General features: G+C 57.9%; 17 protein-coding genes. 11 read left to right on the plus strand and 6 right to left on the minus strand.

Annotation, left to right across the window (positions count from 1 at the left end):
* Positions 1 to 2 precede the first annotated feature (2 nt).
* From mmsB to QCD60_RS17575, 9 genes are all read left to right on the plus strand, one after another.
* Positions 3 to 1,283 carry a multiple monosaccharide ABC transporter permease gene (mmsB, locus tag QCD60_RS17535; RefSeq protein ID WP_279787525.1) on the plus strand — a complete coding sequence of 427 codons (1,281 nt, stop codon included), beginning with the start codon at positions 3 to 5 and terminating at the stop codon, positions 1,281 to 1,283.
* 13 nt (positions 1,284 to 1,296) lie between these two features.
* Positions 1,297 to 2,289, plus strand: coding sequence for an AraD1 family protein (gene araD1 / locus QCD60_RS17540; RefSeq protein ID WP_279787527.1), 993 nt, complete (start codon positions 1,297 to 1,299; stop codon positions 2,287 to 2,289).
* On the plus strand, positions 2,286 to 3,089 hold the full coding sequence (locus QCD60_RS17545) for an SDR family NAD(P)-dependent oxidoreductase (RefSeq protein ID WP_279787529.1): 804 nt from the start codon (positions 2,286 to 2,288) through the stop codon (positions 3,087 to 3,089). The genes araD1 and QCD60_RS17545 overlap by 4 nt, the downstream gene beginning before the upstream one ends.
* Complete coding sequence (gene araD, locus QCD60_RS17550; RefSeq protein ID WP_279787531.1) at positions 3,086 to 4,831, plus strand: L-arabinonate dehydratase; 1,746 nt, start codon at positions 3,086 to 3,088, stop codon at positions 4,829 to 4,831. The genes QCD60_RS17545 and araD overlap by 4 nt, the downstream gene beginning before the upstream one ends.
* A gap of 146 nt (positions 4,832 to 4,977) precedes the next feature.
* Entirely contained in the window at positions 4,978 to 6,492 is a 1,515-nt protein-coding gene (locus QCD60_RS17555) for an aldehyde dehydrogenase (NADP(+)) (RefSeq protein WP_279787532.1), read from the plus strand.
* A 123-nt stretch (positions 6,493 to 6,615) separates the two neighbouring features.
* The gene (locus QCD60_RS17560; protein WP_279787533.1) at positions 6,616 to 7,536 is read left to right on the plus strand and encodes a 2-dehydro-3-deoxygalactonokinase; all 921 of its coding nucleotides are present in this window, start codon (positions 6,616 to 6,618) and stop codon (positions 7,534 to 7,536) included.
* Between the two features lie 36 nt (positions 7,537 to 7,572).
* The gene (locus tag QCD60_RS17565; protein WP_279787534.1) at positions 7,573 to 8,184 is read left to right on the plus strand and encodes a 2-dehydro-3-deoxy-6-phosphogalactonate aldolase; all 612 of its coding nucleotides are present in this window, start codon (positions 7,573 to 7,575) and stop codon (positions 8,182 to 8,184) included.
* Positions 8,184 to 9,059, plus strand: coding sequence for an SMP-30/gluconolactonase/LRE family protein (locus QCD60_RS17570; protein WP_279787535.1), 876 nt, complete (start codon positions 8,184 to 8,186; stop codon positions 9,057 to 9,059). The genes QCD60_RS17565 and QCD60_RS17570 overlap by 1 nt, the downstream gene beginning before the upstream one ends.
* A gap of 457 nt (positions 9,060 to 9,516) precedes the next feature.
* Entirely contained in the window at positions 9,517 to 11,145 is a 1,629-nt protein-coding gene (locus QCD60_RS17575; RefSeq protein WP_279787536.1) for an NADP-dependent glyceraldehyde-3-phosphate dehydrogenase, read from the plus strand.
* A 692-nt stretch (positions 11,146 to 11,837) separates the two neighbouring features.
* Here QCD60_RS17575 and QCD60_RS17580 read toward each other — a convergent pair.
* A complete protein-coding gene (locus QCD60_RS17580; RefSeq protein ID WP_279782765.1) occupies positions 11,838 to 13,088 on the minus strand; it encodes an IS4 family transposase in 1,251 nt (416 codons plus the stop codon).
* 254 nt (positions 13,089 to 13,342) lie between these two features.
* The gene (locus QCD60_RS17585; protein WP_279787537.1) at positions 13,343 to 14,194 is read right to left on the minus strand and encodes a hypothetical protein; all 852 of its coding nucleotides are present in this window, start codon (positions 14,192 to 14,194) and stop codon (positions 13,343 to 13,345) included.
* 421 nt (positions 14,195 to 14,615) lie between these two features.
* Between QCD60_RS17585 and QCD60_RS17590 the strand changes: the two genes are divergently transcribed.
* Complete coding sequence (locus QCD60_RS17590) at positions 14,616 to 14,867, plus strand: hypothetical protein (protein ID WP_279787538.1); 252 nt, start codon at positions 14,616 to 14,618, stop codon at positions 14,865 to 14,867.
* A gap of 31 nt (positions 14,868 to 14,898) precedes the next feature.
* Here the strand turns inward: QCD60_RS17590 and QCD60_RS17595 are convergent, their stop codons facing one another.
* The 4 genes from QCD60_RS17595 to QCD60_RS17610 all read right to left on the minus strand — a co-directional run bounded on the left by QCD60_RS17595 (position 14,899) and on the right by QCD60_RS17610 (position 24,017).
* On the minus strand, positions 14,899 to 15,558 hold the full coding sequence (locus tag QCD60_RS17595; protein WP_279787539.1) for a GAD-like domain-containing protein: 660 nt from the start codon (positions 15,556 to 15,558) through the stop codon (positions 14,899 to 14,901).
* 1 nt (position 15,559) lies between these two features.
* A complete protein-coding gene (locus tag QCD60_RS17600) occupies positions 15,560 to 20,404 on the minus strand; it encodes a polymorphic toxin type 15 domain-containing protein (RefSeq protein ID WP_279787541.1) in 4,845 nt (1,614 codons plus the stop codon).
* A 299-nt stretch (positions 20,405 to 20,703) separates the two neighbouring features.
* On the minus strand, positions 20,704 to 21,891 hold the full coding sequence (locus tag QCD60_RS17605; protein WP_279787543.1) for a hypothetical protein: 1,188 nt from the start codon (positions 21,889 to 21,891) through the stop codon (positions 20,704 to 20,706).
* Positions 21,892 to 22,001: 110 nt separating this feature from the next.
* Positions 22,002 to 24,017 carry a methyl-accepting chemotaxis protein gene (locus tag QCD60_RS17610; RefSeq protein ID WP_279787545.1) on the minus strand — a complete coding sequence of 672 codons (2,016 nt, stop codon included), beginning with the start codon at positions 24,015 to 24,017 and terminating at the stop codon, positions 22,002 to 22,004.
* A gap of 133 nt (positions 24,018 to 24,150) precedes the next feature.
* On the opposite strand from QCD60_RS17610, the gene QCD60_RS17615 reads away from it, so the two are divergent.
* A complete protein-coding gene (locus QCD60_RS17615) occupies positions 24,151 to 24,555 on the plus strand; it encodes a hypothetical protein (protein WP_279787547.1) in 405 nt (134 codons plus the stop codon).
* The last annotated feature ends 73 nt before the right edge of the window (positions 24,556 to 24,628 follow it).

Here is a 24,628-nt window from a genome sequence, read left to right on the forward strand (position 1 = left end):
CGATGGACCAGACAAAAACGCTAAAAAATATGCAGGCCCAGGCTGTCGTGGCCGGGCAGGGGACCTCATCCATGTCCAATAACTCTTCTTCTGTGTCTGACAGCAGCGCGGCTGCCAGCAAACCCAGTGCCCTGGCGTACATGAAGCACCACTTCCGTGATTACGGCATGCTGCTGGCACTGGTGGTGATCATGGGGCTGTTTCAGGTACTGACCGATGGCACGCTGATGCGTCCCATCAACCTGACCAACCTGTTCCTGCAGAACAGCTACATCATCATCATGGCCTTCGGCATGTTGCTGGTGATCGTGGCCGGTCATATTGATCTGTCGGTGGGCTCGGTGGTGGGCTTCGTCGGTGCCGCAGCGGCAGTGATGATGGTGCACTGGGGCTGGTCGATGGCGCTGGTTGTGCCGGTCTGTCTGCTGCTTGGTTGTGCGATCGGCGCTGCGCAGGGCTACTGGATTGCCTACTGGAAGATACCGTCCTTTATCGTCACCCTGGCCGGTATGCTGGTGTTCCGTGGCTTGACCCTGGCCGTGCTGGAAGGTCAGTCAGTCGGACCTTTCTCGCCCAGCTTCCAGCTGATGAGCACCGGTTTTATCCCTGATGTGTTCAGCGATGACCGACCCAATATCACCGCCATCGTGCTGGGCGTGATTGCTGCCGCCACCATCGTGTTTCTGGCAGCCCGTGCCCGTGCCCGTTCGCTGCAGTTCGGTATTGAAGATGAACCCTTCACCTTCTACGTGGTGAAAAATGGCCTGATTGCGGCGGCCATCATCTATATCTCCTATCTGCTGTCGACCTACCGTGGCCTGCCCAACGTGCTGATCACCATGGGTGTGCTGATGTGCGCTTATACCTTCCTGACCAACCGTACCACGCTGGGCCGTCGTATCTATGCCATCGGCGGCAACGTTAAAGCCGCCAAGCTGTCGGGTATCAACACGGAACGCCTGACTTTCCTCACCTTCGTCAACATGGGCATGCTCGCCGCCCTCGCGGGCCTGATTTTCGCCGCCCGTCTGAATACCGCCACGCCCAAGGCCGGTCTGGCATTCGAGCTGGATGTGATTGCCGCTGTCTTTATCGGTGGTGCGTCCATGTCCGGCGGTGTCGGCAAGATCATCGGTGCGGTCATCGGCGCCCTGATCATGGGGGTGATGAACAACGGTATGTCCATCCTCGGTATCGGCATCGAATGGCAGCAGGTGATTAAAGGTCTGGTCCTGCTGGCCGCGGTGATCTTCGATGTGGTCAACAAGAATAAGTCACGCTAAGGAGCCTTCTGTCATGCAAGCTGCCCTGTATCTGTCCCAGTTGAAAGAAGGTGGTGTGATCTGCCGGCGTGGCGATGATGCCCGCCGGGTACTCAATGCAACCTCAACCTATGCCCTGGCGCAGGAAGCCATCGCCGCAGGCACATCGCTGGCTGCCGTGATTGAAACCCATGGTCTGGGGGACGCGGTGGACCTGAACGCGCTGGCTGCCGCTGGCAAACTCGATTGCCCGGTGCGCCACCCTGACCCGGCGCACATGCACCTGACCGGTACCGGCCTGACCCATCTGGGCTCGGCGGCCACCCGTGATGCCATGCATGCCAAGGCCAAAAGCGGTGATGAAGAACAGCTGACCGATTCCATGAAGATGTTCCGCATGGGGCTGGAAGGGGGTAAGCCCGCTGCCGGTCAGGAAGGGGTGCAGCCCGAATGGTTCTACAAGGGCACCGGCGTCGCCGCTGTGGCCTCTGGCGATGCGCTGGAGTCACCGGCCTTTGCTCTTGATGGTGGCGAGGAGCCGGAGATTGCCGGGTTCTATGTCATCGGTGCTGACGGCAAGCCCTATCGTCTGGGCTTTACCGTGGCCAATGAGTTTTCTGATCATGTGACCGAACGCATCAACTATCTGTATCTGGCGCACTCCAAACTGCGTCCGGCGTCTTTCGGCGCGGAGCTGCTGATCGGCGAGCTGCCCGATGACATTCAGGGCACGTCGCGCATTCTGCGTAACGGCGAAGTGCTGTGGCAGAAGCCCTTCCTGTCCGGGGAGGCCAATATGTCGCACACCATCGCCAATCTGGAGCACCACCACTTCAAATATGCCCTGTTCCGTCAGCCGGGTGATCTGCATGTGCATATGTTTGGCACCGCTACCCTGTCGTTTGCCGATGGCATCAGGGTGGAAGAGGGCGACGTGTTTGAAATCGATGCACCGCAGCTGGGCCTGCCCCTGCGTAACCCGCTGCAACGGGGTGAGCGCCCCGCGACTGAGGTAGTCGGACTATGACCGGTCAACATTCTCCTGCATCTGACCCCGCCGTCAGCAACGGCAAAGCCAGTTATCCCGGCCTGCGTGGCCGTACCGTGCTGATCTCCGGCGGTGCCACCGGCATTGGCCGGGCGCTGGTGGAAGCCTTTGCCCGCCAGGGCGCCTGCACCGCATTTGTGGATATCGCCGCTGAGGAAGGTGAAGCCCTGTCCCGGCAGCTCAATGCCGAAGGCTGTGAAACCCTGTTCCAGCGCTGTGACATCACTGACATCAAGGCCTATCAGAGCACCATCTTCAAGGCTGCCGAGCATTTTGGCCCGATTACCGTACTGGTCAACAATGCCGCCAACGACGTGCGTCATTCACTGGATTCCATCAGTGCCGAACGCTTCGACGAGCTGATCTCGGTCAACCTGCGTCACGCCATGTTTGCCGCTCAGGCGGTGGCACCGATGATGCGTCAGGCCGGTGGCGGCTCCATCGTCAACTTCGGTTCGGTGGGCTGGATGATGGCCTCGGCGGGCTATCCGGTGTACGCCGCCAGTAAGGCGGCGGTACACGGCATGACCCGCGGGCTGGCCCGTGATCTGGGCAAGGACCATATCCGCGTCAATACGCTGGTGCCCGGCTGGGTCATGACGGAAAAACAACTGTCCCTGTGGGTCGATGAGGCCGCCAGAGATCTGATCAAACGCAGCCAGTGCATGCCCGGTCAACTGCTGCCGGAACATATCGCCGATATGGCGCTGTTTCTGGCCTCGGATGCGTCTGCCATGTGCACGGCACAGAATTTTATTGTTGATGGAGGCTGGGTATGAGCAACTTCAAACCCGCAAAATGGCCGCGTAAATTGCGCTCCACCGAGTGGTTCGGTGGCGATTCCCGGGATCATATCTACCACCGCAGCTGGATGAAGAATCAGGGCCTGCCTGCTGATCTGTTCGACGGCCGTCCGGTCATCGGGATCTGTAACACCTGGTCGCAGCTGACGCCCTGTAATGCTCACCTGCGTGATCTGGCAGAGCGGGTCAAGCACGGCATTTATGAAGCGGGCGGTCTGCCGCTGGAATTCCCGGTGTTTTCGCCCGGTGAAAGTTCCCTGCGTCCTACTGCCATGATGTACCGCAATATGGCCGCAATGGATGTGGAAGAAGCCCTGCGTGCCAACCCGCTGGACGGCGTAGTGCTGCTGGCAGGCTGTGACAAGACCACTCCGGCCCTGCTGATGGGCGCGGCCAGTGTCGATATTCCCGCGATTGTTGTGTCCGGCGGACCCATGCTCAACGGCTGGTTCCGTGGCGAACGGGTCGGTTCGGGCACCGCGCTGTGGCAAATGTCGGAAGACATCAAGGCCGGCAAGATGAGCCGTGAAGACTTCCTCGAAGCCGAGCAGTCGATGTCTCGCTCGCCCGGTTCCTGCAACACCATGGGCACCGCCAGCACCATGGCCAGCATGGCCGAAGCACTGGGCATGGCCCTGTCGGGCAATGCCGCCATTCCGGCGGTCGACAGCCGTCGCCGGGTGATGGCGCACCTGACTGGCCGCCGTATCGTGCAGATGGTCAAAGATGATCTCAAGCCCTCTGACATCATGACCCGTCAGGCGTTCGAGAATGCCATCCGGGTTAATGGTGCCATCGGTGGTTCAACCAATGCGGTAATTCACCTGCTGGCCATTGCCGGGCGGGTGGGCATTGACCTGACACTGGATGACTGGGATCGCCTTGGTCGTGATATTCCCACCATCGTTAACCTGATGCCGTCGGGTAAATACCTGATGGAGGAGTTCTTCTACGCCGGTGGTCTGCCGGTGGTGATTCGTCATCTGGGCGAGGGCGGTAAGCTGCACAAGGATGCTGTGACCGTCTCCGGTGAGAGCATCTGGGACGAAGTGAAAGAGGTTCGTAACTGGAACCCGGATGTCATTCTGCCGGTCGACAAGGCACTGACCCAGAGCGGTGGCATTGCGGTGCTGCGTGGCAATCTGGCACCCCGGGGCGCGGTGCTGAAACCCTCCGCTGCCAGCCCGCATCTGATGCAGCATCGTGGCCGTGCGGTGGTGTTTGAAGACATCGATGACTACAAGGCCAAGATCAACGACGAGAGTCTGGATATCGACGAAACCTGCGTGATGGTGCTGAAAAACTGCGGCCCACGGGGTTATCCCGGCATGGCCGAAGTCGGCAACATGGGCCTGCCGCCCAAGGTGCTGCGCAAGGGCATTACCGACATGGTGCGGATTTCCGATGCCCGTATGTCCGGCACGGCCTACGGCACCGTGGTTCTGCATACCACGCCGGAAGCAGCGGCCGGTGGCCCGCTGGCAGTGGTACAGAACGGTGACATGATTGAGCTGGACGTGGCCGCACGTCGTATTCATCTGGATATTCCCGAGGAGGAGCTGGCCCGCCGTCTGGCCGCCTGGCAGCCCACGGTGGAAGCACCGAAGAGCGGCTACATCAAGCTGTTCCATGAGCATGTCGAAGGCGCTGACACCGGCGCTGACTTCGACTTCCTCAAGGGCTGCCGCGGTGCGCCTATTCCCAAGGACAGCCACTAAGGCCGAGTAACGCGCCTTCCTTCCCACCTTTTTCACCGTTCCTCTCCTTCGCCGGGAGAGGCACTGGGGAGAGGAACCGGGTAGAGGGCGCGTGAGCACATTGTTGACGTTATCCGTCGTACAGATTCAGCAGGAGGAACCACACCGTGACCAGCTTGACCGGAAAACATCTGATTGCAGGCAACTGGGTAGCAGGGGAGACCACCTTTGCTTCATCACCGGCAGTCGGGCCGGTACATCATTTTGCGGTGGGTACACCTGACCATGTTCGCGCTGCGTGTGAAGCGGCGGAACAGGCCTTCACCCATTTTGGCTATTCCAGCCGTGCCGAGCGGGCAGCGCTGCTGCGCCGTATTACTGATGAAATTGATGCCCGCGGTGATGCCATCACCGAGATTGGCACGCAGGAAACCGGTCTGCCCACCGCCCGTCTGGTGGGGGAGCGGGGCCGTACGGTAGGCCAGCTGCGGCTGTTCGCTGAGCATATCGAGGCCGGTGATTATCTTGATCGCCGCCATGATGCCGCTCTGCCTGATCGTCAGCCCTTGCCGCGCCCTGAGCTGTTTCTGATGCAGCGGCCTATTGGCCCTGTTGCGGTATTTGGTGCCTCCAACTTTCCGCTGGCGTTTTCCGTAGCCGGTGGCGATACCGCCTCTGCGCTGGCGGCGGGCTGTCCGGTGGTGGTGAAAGGCCATTCCGCCCACCCCGGTACCGGCGAAATCGTGGCACAGGCGATTGCCGCTGCCATCGAGGCCTGTGGCGTTCATCCCGGTGTGTTTTCCCTGATTCAGGGTGGCAACCGTGAAGTCGGTCAAACCCTGGTGCAGCATCCGCTGATCCGGGCGGTGGGCTTTACCGGCAGTCTGGCCGGTGGGCGTGCCCTGTTTGATCTCTGTGCACAGCGTCATGATCCCATTCCGTTCTTTGGTGAGCTGGGCTCGGTCAACCCGATGTTTGTGCTGCCTGCTGCGGTAGCCGCGCGTGGTGATGCCATCGGCAAAGGCTGGGCGGCTTCACTGACCATGGGCGCCGGGCAGTTCTGCACTAACCCCGGCATTGCCGTACTGCTGAAAGGGCAGGACGCCGATGCCTTTATCGCCAGCGCTACCGCTGCGCTGGAGCAGGTAGGTGCCCAGACCATGCTGACGGACGGCATTGCTGCCGCCTATCGCCATGGGATGGAGCGGGTGCAGTCAAGTGCAGGCGTGCAAACGCTGCTGAGTACCCAGTGCAGTCAGCGCAGTGCCACGCCGTATCTGTTCCAGACCACCGCGGCCAACTGGCTGAGCAACGCCGCACTGGGCGAGGAAGTCTTTGGCCCGTTGGGGCTGGTGGTGGTGGCTGACAGTGTCGAAGAGATGCTGGCACTGGCCTCGGCACTGGAAGGTCAGCTGACCTGCACATTGCAACTGGATGCTGATGACAGCGGGCTGGCCCGCCAGCTGCTGCCGATTCTGGAGCGCAAGGCCGGGCGCCTGCTGGCCAATGGTTTCCCCACGGGGGTGGAAGTCAGTGACACCATGGTGCACGGCGGGCCTTATCCTGCCTCCACTAACTTTGGCGCAACCTCTGTCGGCACTATGGCCATCCGTCGATTCCTGCGGCCGGTGTGTTATCAGAATTTGCCCCATGACGTCTTGCCGCTGGATTTGCAGGGGTAAGAACGTATTTATGATCTGCTGCGTTTCGGGGAACGGCAGACAAGCCATCATCACGGTATTAACCCAGCAGCACTGTGTCCCCGCAGTGCGACCATTATTAGCCATCAAGCAAGAGCGCCAAGCATGAGCACGACCGACTGGATTGCTGTCGACTGGGGCACCTCACATATGCGGGCCTGGGCTATGACGGCCAGCGGCGATATTCTGCAGCGGGCTGCTTCAGACAAGGGGATGGGTAGCTTGTCTCCCGATCAGTTTGAAACGGCACTGCTGGAGCAGATCGAGCCCTGGCTCAGAGACGATGCGCTGATGCCGGTGCTGGCCTGCGGTATGGTGGGCGCCCGTCAGGGCTGGTGCGAGGCGCCTTATACCCAGGTGCCCTGCACGCCGCTGGCCGTCGATAAAATGGTCAGGCCGGTGGTGCATGACGCGCGAATCGCGGTGCATATCATCCCGGGTCTGTGTCAGCAGGGGCCCGCGGATGTGATGCGCGGTGAGGAAACCCAGATCGCTGGCTTTATGGCAGAGCATCCCCATTTTGTCGGTGTGCTCTGTCTGCCCGGTACCCACTGCAAGTGGGCAGATCTGCGCGACGGCAAGGTCCTGCGCTTTCACACCTATATGACTGGCGAGCTGTTTGCCCTGCTGTCACAACAGTCGGTGCTGCGTCATGGTATGCAGCAGGAAGCCGCGCAGGGGATAGATGAAGTCGTGTTCCTGCAGGCCGTCAATGAAGCATTCCAGCAGCCTCAGCAGCTGAGCAGTGCCCTGTTTGGTCTGCGTGCCGCCGGGTTGCTGCAGGGGCTTGGCGCCGCGGCTGCCCGTGCCCGGTTGTCCGGGCTGCTGATCGGTAATGAGCTGGCCGCTGCAGCGTCGCTGTGGCAGGACCATGCGGTCAGTATTATCGGTGATCAGGGCCTGTCAGCCCTGTATGCCAAAGCCCTGCAGGCGCAGGGGATACCAGTGGCGACGGTCAGCGCTGAACAGATTACGCTGAATGGTTTACGTGCTGCCTGGCAGCAGCTTGCGCGCAGCGGATCGTGACCATCATCGGCATAGCACCCGATCAGGAGTTCTAATATGCAACGCAATCTGATTGCGATCCTGCGGGGGATTCGCCCCGAAGAAGCGGAGGCGATTACCGCCGCGATTATTGAGGCCGGGATCAGCCGTATCGAAGTACCGCTCAACTCACCCGAGCCGCTGCACAGTATCGAAATCATGGCGAAGGCCTTCAGCACTGTGGCGCAAATCGGTGCCGGTACCGTGCTGACGGTGGATCAGGTCGGAGAAGTGTCTGCCGCCGGTGGCACCTTTGTGGTTTCGCCCAACTGCTATGAGGCCGTGATTGAGGCTACCCGCATGCGTGGCATGGGCTCATACCCCGGCGTACTGACGCCCAGTGAGTGTTTCACGGCACTGCGTTGCGGTGCTTCAGCGCTGAAAGTTTTTCCGGCCACGATGATGGGGATTGAGGGGCTCAAGGCCATTCGGGCGGTATTACCTGCCGGCACACAGGTGCTGATGGTCGGCGGCGTCGATGACAGCAATTTTGGCCAGTGGCTGGCCGCCGGAGCGGATGGTTTCGGTATCGGTTCGGCCCTGTACAAGCCGGGCAAGACGGTGGCTGAAGTGGCTGCCAGTGCACGGCGGATGGTCGCCGCCTACGACCAGTACCATGGAGGCCAGTGATGACAAGTCAGGTCTGGGACCCGCGCGCCTGCCATCTGGGCGAGGGCGCGTTGTGGCATCCGTTGCGCCAGCAGTTGTTCTGGTTCGACATTCTCGGCAATCGCCTGCTCAGTCGTGACGGCGACAGGCCGTTACAGTGGCAGTTTGACGAGCGGGTATCGGCAGCCGGCTGGATTGACGAGCGGCATCTGCTGATCGCCAGCGAAAGCGGTCTGCAACGTTTTGATCTGCAAAAGGGTCAGGGTGACATGATCTGTGCACTGGAAGCAGACAACCCCCAGACCCGCTCCAACGATGGCCGCGCCGACCCCTGGGGCGGTTTCTGGATCGGCACCATGGGTAAACAGGCCCAGCCTCAGGCCGGCGCGATCTACCGCTACTATCGCGGAGAGGTACGTCAGCTGTTCCCGGCAATCACCATTACCAATGCCATCTGCTTCTCCCCGGACCGGCGCTTTGCCTACTTTGCCGATACCGCCCGCGATCTGATCTGGCGTCAGGCGCTGGAACCTGTGCATGGCTGGCCGCAGGGGGATGCGGAGATATTTATTGATACCGCTCGTGAGGGAGTGCACCCGGACGGTGCTGTCGTCGACAGCGCTGGCCGGCTGTGGAACGCCCAGTGGGGTGCCGCCCGCGTGGCCTGCTATAGCCCACAGGGTGCATTTGTGCAGGCTGTCAGCTTTAGTGCCAGCCAGATATCCTGCCCCTGCTTTGGCGGTGCAGAACTGCGCACTCTGTTTGCTACCTCCGCGCAGGAAGGGATGTCCGCCGAGGTACTGGCGGCAGAGCCGGACGCTGGCAGGGTGTTTGTGGCTGAGCTGGCCGGCGAACAGGATATTCAGGGGCAGGCGGAACATCAGGTGGTGCTGTAACCACCGTGCCTGACCTAACAGGTCGTTGAAAATCTATCTGCGTTGCCGAATACCGCGTCAAAAACAGGCTCAAAATGCTCATTTAGCCCACTAAACTCCGCTTTTTCGCCTGCTTCTTGTGCCCTCGGGGTATTTCCTTGTCTCGGCTGCCTCGATAACGTTTTTCAACAGCCTGCTAAAGAATGACGCCAATCCGCTCGGGGCTATTGTGTGCTCTGCACAAAAACTGCATGGTGAGTAAGCCCGAAAGCATCATCTGATAAGTCTCTGCCTTACTGCTATCCACCGGGGTACGGTCAGGTGTAAAAACCGTGTCGCTGTCTGCCACCGTCAGTGGTCAGGCCAGCGATGTCGTAGTCGCATTCTTTGCTGAACAGCAACGCTGTTCTCCCGGACAGGCAGGGTCTTGCCGGTCCCACAGAGTGCGGGTCAGGGACATACCTATCAGGACATAACTATGAGCCAGGTGATCAATTTTGATGCGCTTTACCCACGTAAGGGCGACATTCCTGAGCAGTTCGCCTTCAACGGTTTTATCGAACAACGCGAATACCTGATTAACGGTGAACTGCGGCGCTGGCAGGGGGATCTGGCGCCGGTCACCAGCCCGGTGCATCTGCGCGATGACGACGGCCGCTGCAAGCCGGTAATACTGGGCTCAACACCGCTGCTGGACGAGGCTGCCGCGCTGGAAGCACTGGATGCCGCGGTGGCTGCCTATAACCTGGGCCACGGTGAATGGCCATCGATGCCGGTGGCTGAGCGCATTCGCCATGTGGAAAACTTCCTCAGCAAGATGCGTGAGCAGCGCGACGCCGTGGTTAAGCTGCTGATGTGGGAAATCGGCAAGAACCTGAAAGACTCCGAGAAGGAGTTCGACCGCACCTGTGACTATATCCGCGACACCATCCTGTCACTGAAGGAACTGGACCGCCGCTCCAGCCGCTTCCAGATCGAGCAGGGCACGCTGGGCCAGATTCGCCGCGTACCCATGGGGGTGGCGCTGTGTATGGGGCCGTATAACTACCCGCTGAATGAAACCTTCACCACCCTGATTCCTGCTCTGATCATGGGCAACACCGTCATCTTCAAACCGGCCAAATTCGGTGTGCTGCTGATCCAGCCGCTGCTGGAGGTATTCCGCTCCTGCTTTCCGGCGGGGGTGATCAACGTTATCTATGGTCGTGGCCGCGACACCGTCAGTGCCCTGATGGCCAGCGGCAAGGTCGATGTATTTGCCTTTATCGGTACCAACAAGGGCGCCAATGACCTGAAAAAACTGCACCCCAAACCGCACCGTCTGCGTTCGGCACTGGGGCTGGATGCCAAGAACCCCGGTATCGTACTGCCGGAAGTGGATCTGGAGGCGACGGTCAAAGAGTGTGTCGCCGGCGCACTGTCATTCAATGGCCAGCGCTGCACCGCACTGAAGATCCTGTTTGTGCATGAATCCATCGCCGATACCTTTGTGGCCAAACTCTGTGAACAGGTGGCTACGCTTAAGGCAGGCATGCCGTGGGAGCCGGGAGTGGCGCTGACGCCGCTGCCTGAGCCGGGCAAGACCGCCTATCTCACCCGTCTGGTGGAAGATGCGCAGGCACTGGGTGCCCGCGTGATGAACGAAGGTGGGGCGACGGTGCGCGAAGCCTTTTTCTATCCGGCGGTGCTCTATCCTGTCAGTGCGCAGATGAAGGTGTATCGGGAAGAGCAGTTCGGCCCGGTGGTACCGGTGGTGCCCTATAAGGACATCAGCGAAGTCATCAGCTATGTGCGGGAGTCCAATTTTGGTCAGCAGCTGAGTATTTTCGGCACCAACAGTCAGGAAGTGGGCCATCTGGTGGATGAGTTCGCGATTCAGGTTGGCCGTATCAACCTCAACAGTCAGTGCCAGCGTGGCCCGGACTCCTTCCCCTTTACCGGGCGCAAGGATTCGGCAGAAGGCACCCTGTCAGTGGACGATGCGCTGCGGGTGTTCTCCATCCGCACCATTGTTGCGGCCAAGTACGATGACAGCAGCAAGCAGCTGATTGGTGACATCATCAACAACCGTGAGTCCAGCTTCCTGACCACGGACTTTATCTTCTGATGAAGAGAGGTGTTGGCTGACCAAGCTACACCTGAAACCGCTGGGGCTGTGCTCCAGCGGTTTTTTGTTATGCAGAACATGGGCTGTCCATGTCGCTAATCAGTGAGGTGAAACACCCACGCTAGCCGGTAGAAGAGGCCGGCCAGGCTCGGATTATAGAGATGGCTGAGCAGGTCTGATAGGAACAAGAGACCAGCCGGGAGGAGGCGGTCACATGGTCAAGAACGTCACACCAGCGATGAAACGACAAGCTGGCGTAAGGCAGGGATCAGAACGATAAACAGCCCCACAGCGACACCCCAAGAATTGTGGAGCGTATCTGACTGTGTACGAGGGACTATCAGGTATTACTGCCCCTTTTATCGACTCAATATATTTGGAGGTATTGCCATCCCAGCCGCATTTAATGCAACTGTTATCTGCGAATTCGTGCTTGCAACGAAGAGTGCCATATATCCAGTGAGCACATTCCGAACACAGAGACTGATAATCGGAAGAAACTGAAATAAAACCACTCCCGCATTCATCACATTTACAACCTTCACGAAAATTATCGAGTGCTTCTTTTTATAGATCTACTGTTAATTTGTGCTGACTTTTTGATGCCTCTTTCAATTCTTCGGTATATGTCCAGTGCTCCCTATTTGAGTGCCCACGCTTCCCCCCGGAACCCAATCCACCCAAGTTAAGCCTCAACATGTCTTTTGAATCAAATGCTTACGTGGCTTTCCGCGGTCCTTTGGTCGGGGTTTAGAGGTGCCCGGTCGTCGGGGAAATGTACAGCGCGCTATCTGTTTTGTCGCTTCCGCTAACCGCTGCATGGCTTTCACGCATCCGGTCAGTACCACGGGCAAAATATCTCTCAACGCCATGTGACCGTAAGCACGGTTGGTCGCCTGATCAACACCGACCCGATGTTGCCGTTCTGCGAACATCACCACGACCCTTTCCAGATTGTCACAGACGATCTTGGCGGCAAAATCCTGCATGACCGCTCGTTGGGACAACCCCGATACCTGCTCTATCTGCAGCCGGTGCTTTAACCGTTTGAACGCCTCTTCAATACGCCAGCGTTGATGGTACAGCGACATAAAGACGCTGGCCGGAAAGCGCTGACGATCCATCAGGTTCGTCATCACCACATGGACCTTCCCCTTTGGCGTTCGATATTTGACCAGCCGCACGGGCTGAGGGGTGGGCAGGCATTCATACGAGGCGGCGTCCTGCTGGCTGGGAGCGGGCAACATCACGTCCTGATCTTTCAGACCGGAGGACATGAACTCCCTGACACAGCGATAGCCCAGCGCATCGACCCGCATGCAGAACGGGATCCCTCGCTGGTTTAATGCCGCCACCAGCCAGCGGCAGGGGTAACCGCGATCCAGCAACAGCAGGTCATCCGCGCGCAGACGGTCCAGATGCTCAAACAGCATCTGCCGTTCACCCACCTGGGGGGAGTATAGCGTGGCGGCTAGCATCATCTCGGCCTCGACCAGATAGAGGCCAAAGGCCAGCTGCTGTGGGCGGGCCGCACGTGATCGGTGGCAGGCCCGTACCGCCAGATTCAGGTGCGAGGCATCCGCCGCAACCAGACGCAGGCCGCGCCAGCGCGGTATCAAAGAGTGGCTTTCCAGCAGCGCCAGCAGGTGATCATTGAGTGCGGTAAAGGCGGAGTGAGACAGTTTGGTGCGCGCCTGGGCGAAGGCCTGTTCTGACACGCAATGAGAGAGGCCGGGCTGATGCTGGCAGGAGGCAAAGAACTGATCCAGTTCCACCTGCACGCGTTTACTCATGGAGCGCAACATGCAGGCAACCAGTGAGGTCAGTGGCAATTTGCGTTGCCGTGAGAAGCCATTGGGGTGATCAGGGTGACGCGCCTTTTGTGCGAACGCATCAGAGTGCAGAAAGGTCATAAATCGCTGAAGCAGAGCAGAAAGAGACATGGGAACACAGCCGCAGAGGAGTGAGTTCCCTATTGGTCGCCGTCCGACACAGGAGATAAAAAGCAGGTTAGTCGGACGGCGACCTCACAAAATCAGCGACAGGTCAATGATTTATATTGGTTTTTTCATTAACTTGGGTGGATTGCCCCGGAACCTCCTTCTGTCGGGCTATTTTAATTTCCTATATCGTATGCCTAATTCTGCGCTCTGCGGAAACCAGTCCTACAGCAGTGCTTTGTTAAAGATGCTTTGACTCATAAGTTGGCTGCCCTTTTTAAGGTTTTATAAACAAGGTCTGAATCAGAACCAAGTTGCTTCAACTTGTAAGATTTTTTTGAATTATTGGTAATTATCCAAATTTCTGGTATTCGCTTACCTTTGCGGAACTCATCAGCAATAACAACATTCTCAACATCATTGAGTGGAATGTTTTTTTTTGTGAGAGGGTACGCCACCAAAATACTATTTTCAGTGACTTGGACACCCGTTGCTGCTACTAGATATTCATAGATAATGAAAGCAACTAGAACACTTGTCACGCCATAGCCCAATAGTGGATTACTACCTGCTCCTATATAAATACCTAAAGCAGTAAAGCTGACTACACAAGCCAAATAAACTAAATGGTATAACGGCCCCTTAGAAAACTTAGATTGATAAAGATCTGAATTTCGAGCACCAGCCCTTTCATTTAGTACATCTCGGAGTATCTCAAATCCAAGTAATTTATAATCAATTTTAAGCAATTCTTGGTTGTCAGTGCCTAGTAAATCTAGACGCTGCATATACGGCCTTTCTTTTACTCTATGGACTTTCTCCCAATCGATTAGCCCTTTAGCTTTTCCGATGTGCATATACCAAACACCATCGTCATCAGCTGCAATATCTGCGAATGGTAGCTTTTTTAAAAAACGCCATGTAAGAGCTGAAAAAACTCCATAGACCATTGTACACATTGCCGAAATCATGAGTGTGTCATTTGGATTGCCTTCGTGCTCGTCAGGAAGGAAGGGTAAAGCAAATCCTAATGCCAAAAATGTTACAAAAACTACTAAGCATCCTTTCGTTAGTGTGACATATTTTTTATCGAGCTTGAATTCTTGCATGAGTTGCCTTCGGTCATTTAACCTTTAGTTAAGTGGCTGGTTTTAGCCGATCTCAGTGAGAAAAAAGTAATTTCATCATCACGAAAGTAAGTTATTAAAAGGTATTTAAATCGGTAACGGATCATTCAAAAGGTATACGTTTTTTCATATTTTTCAAGGATCAGATAACGGTCTTTTTAGTGGATTCATAGAAAATGCATCTGAAATCCGAGCTCCTCTAAGTAACGGATACGCCTCCAGTGTTCTTGTCTACTTTCACAATATTCCCCGACCTCAGCCCTTCAGCCATAGCTGCCTGATATCGTCGAGGGATGATACCTCATAGCTTTATCCATTCTCGGCTCCTTCACGGCGCAGATTGCAGTAATAAGCTGGTTGTTGATCCCCAAAGGGTAAAGGAGGGGATAATAAGGTTATTTCCGTGGTGGTGAGCCGCGCCGATGAGTTCACCACTGCGCTCCACACTTTCACCTGTCACCCAGTCAGTGCCGGTGATGGCCTGACCGACGGCTTTGAGCGTGCCAAGGCCGGGGATCATATCCAGCAGCAGGGAGCCGCCGCTGGCCAGCAGGCCGGGTTCGGTGCCGTTCCCGGCGATGTCTTCGATGGCTTCGGCACAGAGTCCCAGCGGGTTGGCCCCGCTCAGGGGAGAAGATCACGCCAGCCGCTTTAATTCAGCGGGCTGGCGTCAGGGATGGCAGGTGTCAGAAGGCTGTTTTGATCAGGGCGTTGGTATCCATAATCTGGCGGTCCGCCATCTGCGCCAGAATAGAAAGGTGAGTGAAGATATTCAGTTTTTGGATATGGTCGATGGTATTTTCACCCCCGGCAAAGAGGGCAGGGACAAAGCCAAAGCACTCGTCTTCTTTGAGCGGGCCGAATCGTTGAATACACTCATCAAAGAGCGGGGTATTGTTGGTGCTTTTCATTCCTATTATTTTTTTGCTTAGTGAGCAAGCAAGAAACTGACCGAAAGCAGCATCTTCACCCTTGGAAGCGATAACACCTTCGTGTCCCTTTTTCTGAACTAGCCACCCCATAGGTGCTGCTATCTCATAGCTGTAACCTGATTTTTTGCCCCACAGGTACAGTTCACCAAAAGCATTTCTAGCAATTACATGGAACGCATCAAACTCCATGATGGGAGTATCGCCAATCCAAGATTCTAATTGCTCTTCATAGTCATCTGGATTAACGAACCACAGTAGCCCATTATTGAAGCTGCAAAGACCATAGGTATTCCAGAATTCGATAAGCGCCGCAGGCAATCTTGTCCGATACTTCTCAATGATTGTACTCGGCACTGATTTAGATGAAGTGGGCGTACCGAATTCATAGAGGAAATAGTCGAGATCCTGATACATGCTATTTACACCTTTCCAAGCTTACGTTCATCATCGCCTCTGCTCCTAGTGTTTCCACTGCCTCCAGAGCGGCACTATCTATTCCTGAAACCTTACCCGGCCATTGCGCACCAATGGATGAGTTGACGTTTGCATTTCCAACTCGGCCAATAACGTCATCACCGCCAGCAATCATGTCAGGGTTATGCAGTGCAGCCAATTGATCCATCTGTTCTTTAACTTTTGCGTCAACCAGATCCTGCATTTCAGCAGGCGATACACCTTTCTTTCTGAGCGAAGTTCGCACAGATTCTTCGATTTCATTCTCCAGTTTGGCTCTTGCCGCTTGTTGAGCTTTGTTACCTGAAGTCAGAATCTCTCTGGCCTTTTTACTACCATATTGTTCTCTCAGCTCATTCAGTATCTCCCGGTTCTCCAGATAGCGCCCCACCGTCATGCTATTGATACCGGCTTCCTGATCTTTGAGCTGACGGTAAAACTCTTTCTCCATCTTCTGGGTGTTGTTGCCGTAGCTGTCTTTCAGGCTTTTGCCGGGGGTAAAACAGGGTACTTTGTATTTCTTCATGAGCTGCGTGGCTCTGGTGGCCACCTTGTCTCCGGCCTTCAACCAGTCTTCGGCATTCTTAAGCTTGCGTGCGGCTTCCTCGACCAGATCCAGCGCTTTGGCGCTTTTGCTCAGCACCCGTCCGAACGGGATGATGCTCATGGCTGCGCCGATGAGTTCACCACTGCGCTCCACACTTTCACCTGTCACCCAGTCAGTGCCGGTGATGGCCTGCCCGACGGCTTTGAGCGTGCCAAGGCCGGGGATCATATCCAGCAGCAGGGAGCCACCGCTGGCCAGCAATCCCGGCTCGGTGCCGTTCCCGGTGATGTCTTCGATGGCTTCGGCACAGAGGCCGAGCGGGTCAATCCAGCTGAGCGGGTTGGGGCCGTAGCGGTAGGGGTTGAGGCCGCCCAGCAGGCCGATAGGGTCCTGGCTGATATAGCGGCCACTGTGCGGGTCGTAGTAGCGATAGCGGTTGTAGTGCAGGCCGCTTTCTTCATCCCAGTACTGGCCTTGCAGGCGCAGTGGGTTGGCGACGGTGTCGAGGCTGACGGTGGCCATGCCCCAGACATCGGGTTCGGCCTGCCAGACCGGCTGGCCCTGCTGGTCGAGCAGGGCCATCGGCGCACCGCGCTGGTCCAGCACGTAGTGGTAGGCGTGGCCGTGGTCGATCAGCAGCAGCGGGCGGTAGCTGTCGCGCTGGCTGTCTTGCGCGGTGGGTTCGTACAGATACCAGCGGTAGTGGCCGTCGGTCTGTTCGCCCAGCAGGTGGTGGCCCTGCCAGTAATAGTGGGTGCGGCGACGGCTGAGCCGCTGACGGGTCCAGTCGCCGGGGTCATCCCCGTCGCCCTCTTCCTGCACCCGCCGGTAGGTGGCGACGGTTTTGCTGATGCGTCGCCCCAGCGGGTCGTAGTCGTACCAGGCGCTGGTGCTGTCGCTGTGCACTTCGCGCAGCTGGTTAAGGGCATCAAACACCCGCCGCTGCAGCAATTCACCGGTGCGGCTGCGCACTTCGGTCTGGTTGCCGCGTTCGTCGTAGTGGTAGCGCCGTTCACCCAGCAGGGTCAGGCGGTCGTAGGTGGCTTCAGCAGGCTGACCGGCAATATGGCTGGGGTTGCCGAAACTGTCGAACACATAGGCGTGGCGCTGCTCATGCCCGGCATCGTCGATCAGGTGGACTTCCTGCAACTGGCGCAAGGCGTCGTAGTGGTAGTTGACGGTGCCGCGGTGGCTGTCGCTGTGTTGCTGCAGCTGCTGGTGCAGGCCGTAGCGGTACTGGCGCTGGCGCGGCTGGTCGTGCTGCGTCCACTGCTGGCCGATCAGCCGGTCGCGGTGGTCAAAGGTCTGGCTGAGTAACGGCAGTTCACGGCCCGGCAGGGTGCGCTGGGTTTCGCTGCCAAACGCGTTGAGGGTGCGTTGCAGCAGGGGGCAGTGCTGGTGGCTCAGGCCGGTCAGGCGGTGATGGTCGTCGTAGTGGCGCTGTACGGTGGTGCCATCGGGCAGGTGCAGCTCCGCCAGTCGGCCCTGCTCGTCGTAGTCGTAGCGCAGCTGCCATTCGTGCAGGTCGCCGCGGGGGTCTTTGTACCAGCCCTGACCGGCGGCCAGACGGTTATCCGGGCGCCACTGCCATACCAGCCGGGCCTGTTCGTTATGGGCGGCGGTCAGGCGCTGACGCACATCGTGCTGGTAGTGGTCTGACTGGCAGGGGCTGGCATCATGGCGACGGGCATAGCTGTGGCGCTCGGTCATCATGCCCTGAGCATCATAGGCTAAGGCGATGCGCGGGCCGGGCTGCTCCGGGCTGCCTTCCTCAATGGCCTGTAACTGGCCACCGGGGGTCCAGTGGTAGTGGCGCTGGCGTTCATCAAAGTGCTGGCTGGATTGCAGCCGCTGGCCGGCGGTGTAGCGCAACCGGAAAAACGCCTGATCACTGCGCAGCAGCCCGGTGAGCTGGCGTTCGGCGTTGTAGCTGAGCACCACGCTGCTGCCATCGGCCTGGGTGAGGGCCGTGGGCTGGCTCAGTCCGGCATAGGCCAGGTGTTCGGTGTGGCCATCGGGCAGGGTCAGCCGGGTCAGTCTCCCCGCCGTATCGTACTGATAGTGGGTTTCTTCCCGCTGGTCTTCACGGCCTGGTAAAAAGCGGCCCTGACGGATGATCTGGCCGCGCTCGTTGTACAGCCAGCTGATCACTTCGCGGGTCGGGCTGAGCAGGGCGGTGAGCTGGCCGGTGGCGCTGTAGCTGTATCGCCACCGCTGTTCACCGTGCCGGGCCACCAGTGGCATACCGGGGGCATTGGTAAAGGCCGCCGGACGGTGGGTGGAGACGCTGCTGTCCACCTTATCAGCCCGGTAGCTCAGGTGCAGGGCGGGCTGGCCGGGGCCTGTCACCTGACTGATCTGTCCCTCGCGATAGTGGTAGTGGCTGGCCAGCGGCTGATCAGGGTGATGAACATCATCAAAGCTCACGCCCTGCTGTTCGCGCACCAACGCGCCACGGGCATCGAATTCGCGCACAAAGCGAAAGCCCAGTGGGTCTGCCGTGGCGATGCGCTGCCCCAGGTCGTTATACACATGGTGCAGGTGCAGGTCGCCGTGGTGCTCTTCGCTGAGGCGGCCGTGAGGGTCGTAGACGTAGCGATGGTAGTGGCCGTCGGCATCAATATGCAGGGTCAGGCGCTGGTGCGGGTCATAGTGATAGCGCTCTTCACTGCCATCGGCGGCCACCTTGTGCAGCAGGCGACCGTGGCGGTTGAAGGTGTAATGCTGCGAATGGCCGTCAGGCAAGGTCACGGTGGTGTGCAGGTGCACCTGCCCAGGCTCCGGTTCCTGTTCTTCGTAGTGCATCTGATAGTGAAATGACTTGTCGTCACCGTACTGTTCAACGCAGCGGGCGAAGGGGCCGTTACCACTCCAGTGCAAATGATGGCGATAGCCGGATGGCAGGGTGCGGCAGATCAGCAGGCCGTTGTCGTAGTCGTACTGCTCCTCACGGCCATACTGATCCACCGCCCGGAGCAGCTCGCCGTGGTCGTTGTAAACATAGCGGGCCAGTACCGCCTGCTCGTATACCGGCTCGTGCTGCTCCGCCGGATCAGGCGCCACACGACACTGATGGACAGCCACCAGCCGCTGCGACGGGTCATAATCCAGCCGCAGCAGCGTATGGTCGCCACAGCGAATCCGCACCAGCCGTGACCCGTCATAATCACAGCGGTAATGACCGTGATGGGGCGTCAGCCACAGGCTCAGGCGCCAGGGGCCGCGTTGCTCGGCGCGGGTGAAGGCTTTAACGTGGCCATCCGGGAAGTGGATGACCATCTCATCATCCCCACGATGCGGCTGATAGCGCCGGTGCAGACGCAGCCCCTCGGCAAGCTGATCACTGAAAGCACCACTGCGCACAGGGGCAAAGGACACCTTGCGCCCCTGCTCATCGTGATAGAGCAAGGAGGCGGGCTGGCCGTCACGGCCCGCTCGTTCCTCTATCCGGGTATGAAAGGGCGTGCGCCAGCCGCGCCCCAGCCCCACGTCACTCTCACATAACCGTGAACGGTACAACCGTTGCCACACCAGCCCCTCCTGCCCCGGCAGACGGGCATCCACCAGTGGCAGAATCTCCTCGCCGGTGGCCAGTGATACCGGGTCACCCAGCACCTCCTGACCCTCAATGGGCAGGTCACAGGCGCTGATGTCCAGCGGCGAATCCAGCACCAGCACACCGTCTTCCATGTGCGACAGGGGCGCCTCGGTCAGGTTCATAATGGGGCCGGGCAAGGTGCCCATGCCCGCTGTACCCAGACTGCCGCCGGTCACGACTTTCGCCACCGTCCCCACCAGACTCAGGGCATTGCCGAGGTTCAGACCATGCTCCGCCACACTGGCCACCTGCTGGGCCACATCCACCATGCCGCCGAGGGAACTGATGCCATAGGTGGCGCCGGGAGCCAGATTGGCATCAAAGCCGCCGATCTTGCCGGTGCCCATAATACTGTCAGCACCGATACCGGCAGGCATGGCCACGGTTTTGGGGGTAATGGCGGCATAGCCGCGGCCATGGCCTTTGGGGGCATTGCCCGCCGACAGAATAAACAGATGCAGCTTGCCCTGATCGACCGCCTCGGCGGCGGCCTGCCCCATCTGGGCAATATTACCCGCGCGGGCCGCAGGGCTGCCGAGGTAGCTCAGCACATCGGTCAGGGCACTGCTGGCCAGATCAGGCAGGTTGCGTAAGCGGGAAGACGGCGCGCGGGACAACCCGGTAACACGGCTGGGGGGAATCGACCAGCGCCAGCACGGCACCGGAGCGGTCCTGAAAGGAGATATACAGCATAGGCAGGCATCATCCATGCGGCCAGGGCTATCCATACAACGGAATTGGAAGCGAAACAGGGTAAAGCAGGAGGCCAGTCCATTGAGAGAGAGCCGCATCCTGCTGGCGAAAAACTGACCGGCGAGTGTAGGGAAGGGTGTGTGGATGGGTCAAGGGTCAGTTAGGGGGAAACGGAGTTTATCGCGCTACGGTCACATCTTTCCCAAAGGCCTGCGGAGGCATGGCCAGTAGGCTCCGTTGCCGTGTTTTGATGTCGTGCTTTCTGTCTTCAAAGGAAGCGGTGGTTTCCCGTCTCCAAGGCGGATCCGACATTGGCGATATAGTGGCAGATATTAGGCCAGTCATGCTGGGTGGAGGGGTCATTGAATGCGCGGGCAACGCCCTCGGCAAACCCTTCCTGGCGCCCCGGCTTGAAATCATTCTCGGGGCCAGGCTGGCGGTGATAGTCATCCAACAGCCCCAGGTCTTTCTGCCATGCTTGCTGAAAGCCTTGATGGTTACTCAGATATTGCCCCGTTTCTTTTGTGCCGAGCGTCACATCAATCGCATGTCCTGTTTCATGCAATACCAGATTGCGGCATCCATGGTCTGGATTAATGGACCACTCGTTGCTGGCATTTTTTACCAGCGAAATTAATACCGTATTGGTGGTATCGACAAAGGTGGCTGGCAGCCCCGCTGTTGAACCACTGGTCCAGCCTCTGGGTGTCTTGTCACTCAGGCCATGACGCGCTGCATCAGGGACCGTTCCAATGCTGTCATGGGTAACGACGATCTGAGTTCCGTGCTTCTGCAGTTGTTTTAGTAAAGGTGGCGGCAACTTTGCGAGCTCGGCGGTGACCAGACTGAGAGCCGCTGGATCAAAGCCACTGGCCTCATTACCTTTGACCAGAGGCTCTGCCAGCTTGAAGCTTTTGAAGTAGGGTGAGTCCAGCACCTGCAGCATGGTATGCAGCGTTGTATGGTGCAGAGGGCCGTCTTCGCGCAAGCCGGGAATGCAGCGTTGCAATGTGGCGTAGGTTTGTTCGCCATGCATTGTTTTAATGCCTTGCATAAGCTCCTGATGTGTACGGGCACTTAACAGTGGATTGTTGCGGTAGGTCTGCATTTCGGCACGTAGTTGAGGGACCAGTTCACCTCGCGCCTGAAACTCTTTGGGATGATGGGCCTGCCACTTATCCAGTCTTTTCTCCAGGGCGGCGACGTTGTCATGGCTGGGCATATCTTGTGTTTTTTTGACTTCGATAAGCACCTTCTTCAAATCGCTGCTCATAAAATGCAAGCCGGGACGGTAGACCGTATTTTTAAAGCCTTCACTATTGAAGCTGAGCAGGTGCTGCATTTGTGCCTGCATCTGTCCATGATGCTGTGGACTGGCTGCAGCGGGGGGCGTGTGCTGTGTATCGTAGGCAGTCGTGTTCTGCAGCCCCAGATGATTATTAATCAGCCTGCTCATTGATCTGTCCTCAGTCGGTACTATCGCTTGAGTGTCAATCAATGGGCTGGCTGTTCCTTGTGTATGATACAGGCGTCATCTCGCTGATGAGCTTTACCGTGATGCATCTCCTACACGCGGAAGCTGCTGATGGCACTGTTCAGTTGCTGGGTCAGCTGGGTCAGCTGTTCGCTGGCTGCGGAGGTGGCTTGCCCGGCCTGTGCTGCCTGCTCACTGCCCTGACTGACCGAGCGGATGCGACCGGTCACTTCTTCTGCCACGTTGGTCTGCTCCTCGGCGGCAGTGGCAATCTGATGGTTCATGGCCATGATCTGCGATACCGCCTCGGTGATGGCCTCCAGTGTGGTGCCAACTACCTGAGATTGCTGCACAGTCTGCTCCGCCTGCTTCTGACTGTCTTCCATAAAGGTCACGGCCACTTTCACCCCTTGCTGCAGCTCGCGGATCATACCTTCAATTTCCGCGGTACTGCCCTGAGTGCGCTGTGCCAGCAGGCGCACTTCATCGGCGACCACCGCAAAACCACGGCCCTGCTCACCGGCACGGGCCGCTTCGATGGCGGCGTTCAGGGCCAGCAGGTTGGTCTGCTCGGCAATGCTCTTGATCACGTCCAGCACCTGACTGATGTTGCCGCTGGCGGTGCTGACCTTGGTGGTTAGGGTCGCCGACTCACGGATGTGTTCAGCTAGGGTCTGGATCGCATGCAGGGCATCACTCAGCTGGCGCTGACCGCTGTTGGCATTGCCATGAGCGCTGGAGGCGGCTTCGGCAGCGTGATGGGCATGTTCTGAGACCTGATGGGCAGCATCGGACACCTGGCCGATGGCTTCACTGATGGAGTGGATGTCTTCACGCTGCTGATCAATCACATGCTTGGCGTGTCTGGACGTCTCCTGCATGTACTCGGATTGCTGGGCCACTGCAGTGGAGCTGTTCATGGTGGTCTGGATCAGGTCTCGCACCCGGTCGATCATCTGGTTGAACGCATCCGACAGGCGGCCCATCTCATCCTTCTGATTGAGCTGCACGGTGACGGTCAGGTCGCCCTGAGCAACGCTGGTCACCGCTTTCAGCATACTGCCGACAGCGATCTTCACCGAGCTGTAGAAGGCCAGATACATCCCCAGCGCCAGCAGCACCACGATGCCAATACCCCCCACCACGATATTGCGACGCAGGGTTTCGGCCTGCAGGCGAGTTGCCAGCTGGCCGTGCAGCTGAGTGAACAGCGCATTGCTGTTGCTGATCAGTTGCTGCTGCAGGCCGGTAAAGTTCTGATCGAACTCATCGGCCTTCAGCTTGATGCGTGAGGCAGTGAGAATTTCGTCGGTAACCAGTTTGACCAGTGTCTGGTAGTGATCACCGGATGCCTGCAGGCCACTTTTGACATCACTGCTGCCCTGATCGAGTAGTGGCTGGCTGGCTGCCTGATAGGCCACGTAGTTGGCATTGAGCTGGAACAGGGCGACGTTGAGCAGATCCTTGTTGACGTTACCCAGATAGCGCTCGCTGGTGATTTCCAGACCGTAGGCACGCAGTGCAGACAGCGATTCGAGCAGGGCTGGCAGGCTGCGGACCAGATAACTGACACCCAGCGCGGTGAATTCATCACTGTCACGGCTGAGGCCACTTTCCCAGGTCAGGGTATTCATCACTGCCAGCTGTTTCTGCAGGGGCAGGGATTCCACCGAGAACAGCAGGTTGAGTGCATCCTTGGACTCACTGAGATCGCCCTGACGTTCGTCATGGGCCTGCATGACTTCCTGCCACAGTGCCGCTGATTTGGGGAACTGCTGCAGCGCCGCGACATCGAAGCCGGCGATCATGGTTTTGGTTTTTTCGGTTTCCTGCGCCATCAGCTCAGTTAGGCGCTTGTTGCTGAAAGAGCGTAGTGCGGTGCGCACATCACGGACGTGTGCGAGTTCTTCGTACAGAGTGAACTGCTGCTGCAACTGGCCGATACCTGCCAGCTCCTGCGAGGTGCCAGCAATTTTGAAGTTGTAGTTGTCGATTACCAGTACGGCGAGTACGGCGATCAGGGTAAAGAACAGCAAGCTGACCAGAATGAACTTTGCCGCATAGGAGATGCGGTTCATCAGGTGAATAAGCGGTCGTAGTAACACCATAAGAACCAGAAACCTTTCAGATCAAAATGCCTGGATGGGAGCGCTGGGCATCAATGCCGGGAGTCGTACCGACTCTGGCTGGCTCATCACTACAGTATTCCGTTATAGCAGTGGAATCAGCTGCGGAGCAGGGATGAATCATGCTATAGCGCCTTTACGATTGAATCTGGCAGCAAGTTTAGCCAGTTGGCAGATTGAACCTTTGCGTTGGCGCAAAGGTCGGGTCTTTCCTGACGTGTACTGCCATCCGCGCGTCAGTGTTTTCCCTGAAAGAAGGACACAGCCTGCGATGCCCGTTTACGGTCAGCTGCACTCGCAAGGAGCGAGCCGATGCATCAAAGGTGTGCTGATGAACCTTGTTCAAGCAAAACTCTTGCCAGTGCGAGTAAGGCGACTGATCGGCATCAGCGGGGGAATGTGGGAGAAAAGTGCACAAGGACGGGGAGGGCAAAGGAAAAGGTTTTCACCTGTTTTGTCCAACATGGTGCACGACAGCGGCAGAATCTGCCGCAAACACGCAGTCGAAAAATATAAATGAACGGCGCAGACAAGGGTGTTCCTTAAGGTAACAGCTTGTCACATATGTGTTTATTTCACCTTGCTGTAAAACA

It is taken from the genome of Pokkaliibacter sp. MBI-7, from assembly GCF_029846635.1.
Lineage (GTDB): Bacteria > Pseudomonadota > Gammaproteobacteria > Pseudomonadales > Balneatricaceae > Pokkaliibacter.

What these genes read in the sequence shown, in the direction of transcription:
- araD1 (WP_279787527.1), top strand. Translation starts at nt 1,297, where the DNA reads ATGCAAGCTGCCCTGTATCTGTCCCAGTTGAAAGAAGGTGGTGTGATC.
- QCD60_RS17615 (WP_279787547.1), top strand. Translation starts at nt 24,151, where the DNA reads ATGAATCATGCTATAGCGCCTTTACGATTGAATCTGGCAGCAAGTTTA.
- QCD60_RS17565 (WP_279787534.1), top strand. Translation starts at nt 7,573, where the DNA reads ATGCAACGCAATCTGATTGCGATCCTGCGGGGGATTCGCCCCGAAGAA.
- QCD60_RS17545 (WP_279787529.1), top strand. Translation starts at nt 2,286, where the DNA reads ATGACCGGTCAACATTCTCCTGCATCTGACCCCGCCGTCAGCAACGGC.
- mmsB (WP_279787525.1), top strand. Translation starts at nt 3, where the DNA reads ATGGACCAGACAAAAACGCTAAAAAATATGCAGGCCCAGGCTGTCGTG.
- araD (WP_279787531.1), top strand. Translation starts at nt 3,086, where the DNA reads ATGAGCAACTTCAAACCCGCAAAATGGCCGCGTAAATTGCGCTCCACC.
- QCD60_RS17570 (WP_279787535.1), top strand. Translation starts at nt 8,184, where the DNA reads ATGACAAGTCAGGTCTGGGACCCGCGCGCCTGCCATCTGGGCGAGGGC.
- QCD60_RS17580 (WP_279782765.1), bottom strand. Translation starts at nt 13,088, where the DNA reads ATGTCTCTTTCTGCTCTGCTTCAGCGATTTATGACCTTTCTGCACTCT.
- QCD60_RS17595 (WP_279787539.1), bottom strand. Translation starts at nt 15,558, where the DNA reads ATGTATCAGGATCTCGACTATTTCCTCTATGAATTCGGTACGCCCACT.
- QCD60_RS17575 (WP_279787536.1), top strand. Translation starts at nt 9,517, where the DNA reads ATGAGCCAGGTGATCAATTTTGATGCGCTTTACCCACGTAAGGGCGAC.
- QCD60_RS17610 (WP_279787545.1), bottom strand. Translation starts at nt 24,017, where the DNA reads ATGGTGTTACTACGACCGCTTATTCACCTGATGAACCGCATCTCCTAT.
- QCD60_RS17605 (WP_279787543.1), bottom strand. Translation starts at nt 21,891, where the DNA reads ATGAGCAGGCTGATTAATAATCATCTGGGGCTGCAGAACACGACTGCC.
- QCD60_RS17560 (WP_279787533.1), top strand. Translation starts at nt 6,616, where the DNA reads ATGAGCACGACCGACTGGATTGCTGTCGACTGGGGCACCTCACATATG.
- QCD60_RS17585 (WP_279787537.1), bottom strand. Translation starts at nt 14,194, where the DNA reads ATGCAAGAATTCAAGCTCGATAAAAAATATGTCACACTAACGAAAGGA.